This is a genomic window from Pseudonocardia pini (assembly GCF_013870575.1).
GTDB classification, from domain to species: domain Bacteria; phylum Actinomycetota; class Actinomycetes; order Mycobacteriales; family Pseudonocardiaceae; genus Pseudonocardia; species Pseudonocardia pini.
Genome location: NZ_JACBXB010000594.1, coordinates 1 through 3,558, shown reverse-complemented (window position 1 = coordinate 3,558; position 3,558 = coordinate 1). Strand labels below are relative to the sequence as shown.

Here is a 3,558-nt window from a genome sequence, read left to right as displayed (position 1 = left end):
GGCGCAGCCCGGTGCGGGCGGCGAGCGCACGCAGCTCGGGGCCGAAGACGACCTCGTCCGGCGTGCGGTCGACGTGCACCAGCACGGCGTCGGCCAGGTCGGCCGGGTCGGCGCTGCGGAGCATCCCCATGACGGGGGTGATCCCGCTGCCCGCGGTGACGAACAGCGGCTTACCTGCCGGCGCGGTGAAGTCGCCGGTGGCGGGCGCGATCCCGAGGACCGTGCCCACCGGTGTGCCGTGCGCGAGCCGCCCCGAGACCAGCCCGCCGGGCACGGCCGTGACCGTGACCTGCAGCAGCTGCTCGCCGGGACGGGAGGTGAGCGAGTAGGTCCGCCAGTGCCACACGCCGTCGATCCGCAGGCCGAGCCCCACGTACTGGCCCGGGATGTGCGCCGCGAACGGCGCCCCCGGACGCAGGTACAGGGTGGTCGTGTCCGCGGTCTCGGGCACCACACGCACCACTCGGGCCTGCGGCTGACGCCGGGACCAGAGGGGGTTGAGGGTGCCGAGGACGTCGTCCGGCAGCAGGGGGGTGGTGAACGCCCGGGCCAGGGCGCGGACGTGCTTCCCGACGCCCAAGAATCCGGTTGCCACGCTCATGACGTTCACGCTATGGAGTCGAGGCACTCCGCAGCCACCACGTCGACCACGCCCTGGCCGGGCTTTCTGTTGCCGAACCAACAAGGCGGTGACCGGTGCGTGACGGAGGCGACGCGCGGGAACCCTGGGTACCCCGCGGGACGTTCAGGGGGTTCGGACGGAGCTGACCAGCGACCACCGGATCGAGCCCCAGACAGCCCGGTGCGACGCGCCTCGAGCCGGCGAGGACCGTGATTCCGGCGCCGTTCGCGGTCAGGGGCGGCCCACGACAGCGGTCGTGGTGACCCGATCTCGCACGGGCCAGACGCAGCAGCCTCAGCGGTCAGGCGCTCCGCGGTGGGCACGCGCTCCGCGGTGGGCACGCGCTCCGCGGTGGCCATGATCAGCGGTGTGGCAGCGGCACCCGCGCTCACCGCGGCGCGGCGCACCTAAGCGGCGATCACGAACGGTGGCACCACCGGGCCAAGCGCTCCGCAGTTGCCAGGCGGACCGCGGGAGCAAGCGAATCACGCGTGCCATGATCACCGGTGCGGCAGCGCCACCCGCGCTCACCGCGGCGCGGCGCGCCCGAACGGTGATCATGAACGACGGCACCACCGACCAGGCGCATCTCCAGGGCAATGATCACCAGTGCGGCAGCGCCACCCGCGCTCACCGCGGCGGGGCGCACCCGAGCGGTGATCATGAACGGCGCGGCAACGACCTGGCCGCCCCCGGTGCGGCACTCGCTGCGCCCACAGCCGGTGGCTGCCACGCTGACCAGCGAGATGCCGGCCCCTCCCAGTCATGATCGCCGCTTCGGCACCGCCCGCCGCGCCCACCGCGGCTCGACGCTCCCGGACAGCGATCATGGCCGAACCTGCGACCCACCCGGCCACAGACGACGCGGCCACCGCGAACCCCTTGTGCGCCCAGTGACACACCGAGGGCACCCACCATGGCACGCACCGAGAACACAGGACCCACCCCCGAAGCCATGATCACCGATGAGGCACCACCGACCGCACCCACCGCGGCACGATGCACCCAAACAGTGATCACGAATGACGGCGGCACCGGCCGACCCGCCCCGGTGCGGCACTCGCTGCGCCCACAGCCGATGGCTGCCACGCGGACCGACGAAATGCCGGCCGCTCGGCCCTCCCAGTCATGATCGCCGCTTCGGCACCATCCGCCGCGCTCACCGCGGCACAGCGCGCCGAGACGCTGATCATGAGCTGAGCCAGCGCGAAACCGATCACGATCGGTGCAGCGGCACGAACCCGGGGCGCTACCGCTGCAGCGGCACCGCACCCGTGTCCCTACCGCCTCGGACCGCGGTCACGACCCGGCGCAACGGCCCGCACCGTGATCACGACCGGGCGCAACGGCCCCCGCCGCCGTCGCCATCGCGCGACAGCGGGGCGGGCGGACAGCGCACCGGGGCTGTGATCGGCGTTCCGGCAGCGCGCACCGCGCCTCGCGCGGCTCAGTGTGCCCGGTCGGCGATCATGTCGTGGATGGACCGGTTCGGCGGCGTACCGGGAGTCACGCTCTTCGAGGACCTGCGCCCCGGCAGGACCGCGAGCGGACGCTCGCGCGGGTGCGTCGCATCGGGAGCCCGTGCGACCTCGGGCCGGGCGCCCCGCGGTCGGGCGGGCAGCTCACACGCGGATGGCGAGGGCGGAGCGCACGAGGTCGTCGTTGCCGGTGGCGAGCCAGCCGTCCGGGCGGACCAGGACGTCCTCGAAACCGATCCGGGTGTCGACGCCCATCCGCAGCGCGTACTCCAGCACCGGCCAGGCGCCGTCCTCCTCGCCGTGCAGCAGGACGGGGACCGGGAGCTGCCCCAGTGCGCGCACGATCCGGATGGCCTCGGCGACCGCGGTCTCCGGGTCCGACACGACGGTGGACTCCGCGAGCACCCGGACCGTCATCGGCGGGACGCCGCTCTGCCGCAGGGTGACCGCGTCCCCGCTGGTCCAGACCCCGAGCTCCACGCCGATCCCGACCTGGGCAGCCGCCTTGCAGACGTCCACCCAGCCCTTCTCGTGCACGTTGACCGAGCAGACGTCCGGCTTGCCGTGGCCCAGCCTGCCCCAGCCGTAGACCGCCTCGATCCGCTTCATCGGGTCGGGTTGGATCCACCGCCCGGTGGTCACCCCGATCTCGACGCCGGGGGCCTCCTGGCGGATCAGCGCGACCGCGTCCCCCACGTGGACCGGCTCGATCGTCTCGTGTCCCAGCGGGTCCCGCGGGTGCACGTGCACGGACTGGACGCCCAGGCGCGCGACCGCGCGGGCGTCTCGGGCCAGGTGGCGGGCGAGCACGGGCAGCGCCGGGTGCGCGTCCTCCGGACGCGAACCGTTCAGAACCGCCTGCAGCACCGTGCCTCCTTCGCCGAGTGTCCGTGCCGCTCCCGGCTCCGGTTCGGACAGATCATCGACTGGCTGCGACGACCGGTTCCTTCCGTGCGGGGAGCGGAAGGGCCGAGCCTAGTCGGACGGCAGCCGGACCCGCCGCCTCGGCACCGGCACATCCCTCGTACTGCTGATCTCGGTCACGATCCGGACGCGCCCGCGTGTCGGGTGGCCTCCTCCGGCCCCTGCTCCAGCAGTACCCGGAAGCCCTCCTCGTCCAGCACCGGGACGCCCAGCTCCTGGGCCTTGTCGAACTTGGAGCCCGGCGCGTCCCCCGCGACGAGGAACGCGGTCTTCTTCGACACCGACCCCGCGGCACGGCCGCCGCGGGCCATGATCGCCTCCTTGGCCTCGTCCCGGGAGAACTCCTCCATGGAGCCGGTGATCACGATCGACAGGCCCTCCAGGGTGCGCGGGACCGAGGCGTCCACCTCGTCCACCATGCGCACGCCCGCGGCCCGCCACTTCGCCACAACGTCGCGGTGCCAGTCCACGGTGAACCAGTCCCGCATCGCCGCCGCGATCGTGGGCCCGACGCCGTGGACGAGACGCCCAGCT

3 protein-coding genes are annotated in these 3,558 nt (G+C 73.5%); all 3 read right to left on the bottom strand.

What is annotated here, in order from left to right; genetic code table 11:
• Positions 1 to 601, bottom strand: a 601-nt coding sequence (locus H5J29_RS25430; RefSeq protein WP_246394269.1) for an FAD-binding oxidoreductase, incomplete at its 3' end; no start/stop codon positions are given.
• 1,643 nt (positions 602 to 2,244) lie between these two features.
• The gene (locus tag H5J29_RS25425) at positions 2,245 to 2,967 is read right to left on the bottom strand and encodes a 3-keto-5-aminohexanoate cleavage protein (protein WP_181783547.1); all 723 of its coding nucleotides are present in this window, start codon (positions 2,965 to 2,967) and stop codon (positions 2,245 to 2,247) included.
• 173 nt (positions 2,968 to 3,140) lie between these two features.
• Positions 3,141 to 3,558 (bottom strand): BRCT domain-containing protein (locus tag H5J29_RS25420; protein ID WP_312858401.1); only part of this gene is annotated, 418 nt, incomplete at its 5' end.